The following is a 1,197-nucleotide window of genomic DNA, read 5'->3' as shown; positions in this document are numbered from 1 at the left end:
AATGGTGGAAAAAATAGCCTAAATAGGCTGATTCGATGTGTTTGCGGGAAAAAAATCGGCCCAGATCCGCGAAATTTTAATCAGCGAGTCAGCTTGGGAAGAAATGACCTGCTTATTCGCACCTTCCTTAATATAAAGACACAAGCAGAGACATTTTTGGCACGATATAAAAACGCTAAGTTAAAAAATCACTATGACGTGTTGGGTATCAAATGTTCACTGGCATAAACCTCTGTTTCTGATGTAAAACAGATTTTCTGAGGAGGCGTAAAACCTCCTCGTACTGCGAAATTGATTTAGTGATAGCGATCGATCACGCCAACCAGATAGTGGTCGGTTTGCTGCATGTTGATGCCCGCTTTTTTAGCGCTGCGGACTTCATCCAGAATGATTTGCAACAGCGTCCCGTCCACGATTTCCTCTTTTCTGTATCGCTTCAGGAAGTTAATCGCTGACTTATCGTTTGCTGCCTGGGCGTCTTCCGTCAAAGAGGTCAGCGCATTAATGCGCTTCTGGTAATCGCTTACCGTCTGCTCAAACAGATCTTCCAGCGTGGAAAATTCACCGCACCGGGCGTGTTGCTCCTGTAACACCGGCGTGGCGCCGCTCTGTTTGATGTATTCGTACATGCGCATCATTTGCGTCACCGTATTTTGCGCCTGATGACGCAAAAATAGTGCGGTGCCATTAAGGCTATTCTCGCTGCACCTCTGGCTGAGCTGAAGATACAAATTTGAGGTATAAAACTCCTGATTCATTTGCGCATTCAGTTTTTGAACTATTCCGCTAGCGATCATAGGACTTCCTTATTTCTTGTCATCTCAGAAAACGGTCACTCTTCGAAAAAACAACCAGAATAAAAGCGATTCTTTCGCTTTTTTTATTGCGCCTGGTTACGCAGTCATATTCATTTTAAGTCGGGATGCTCCTTATTTAAATATCCAACCCTACTATCGCATTTCTATCTGGCATTATTCTGTGATGGTGTTTCGATATTCACACTCCCTGTGCCAATCCTTTCTTATCGACAGTAGGAAACTTCCTCCGGCTATTCTGCTGAACACGATTAGGGGCACTGTTGCAAAGTTAGCGATGAGGCAGCCTTTTGTCTTATTCAAAGGCCTTACATTTCAAAAACTCTGCTTACCAGGCGCATTTCGCCCAGGGGATCACCATAATAAAATGCTGAGGCCTGGC

General features: G+C 44.4%; 2 protein-coding genes. One reads left to right on the top strand and one right to left on the bottom strand.

Annotation, left to right across the window (positions count from 1 at the left end):
* Positions 1-228, top strand: a 228-nt coding sequence (locus ACHHZ6_RS24705; protein ID WP_205913608.1) for a hypothetical protein, incomplete at its 5' end; no start/stop codon positions are given.
* Between the two features lie 68 nt (positions 229-296).
* On the opposite strand, the gene ACHHZ6_RS24700 is transcribed toward ACHHZ6_RS24705, so the two are convergent.
* Positions 297-797 (bottom strand): non-heme ferritin-like protein, encoded by a 501-nt coding sequence (locus tag ACHHZ6_RS24700; protein WP_001752509.1) that lies wholly within the window; start codon positions 795-797, stop codon positions 297-299.
* Between the last annotated feature and the right edge of the window lie 400 nt (positions 798-1,197).

The organism is Enterobacter cloacae complex sp. 2024EL-00214 (assembly GCF_043945575.1).
GTDB lineage: Bacteria > Pseudomonadota > Gammaproteobacteria > Enterobacterales > Enterobacteriaceae > Enterobacter > Enterobacter cloacae_P.
This window is presented reverse-complemented; position numbering and strand designations above follow the sequence as displayed.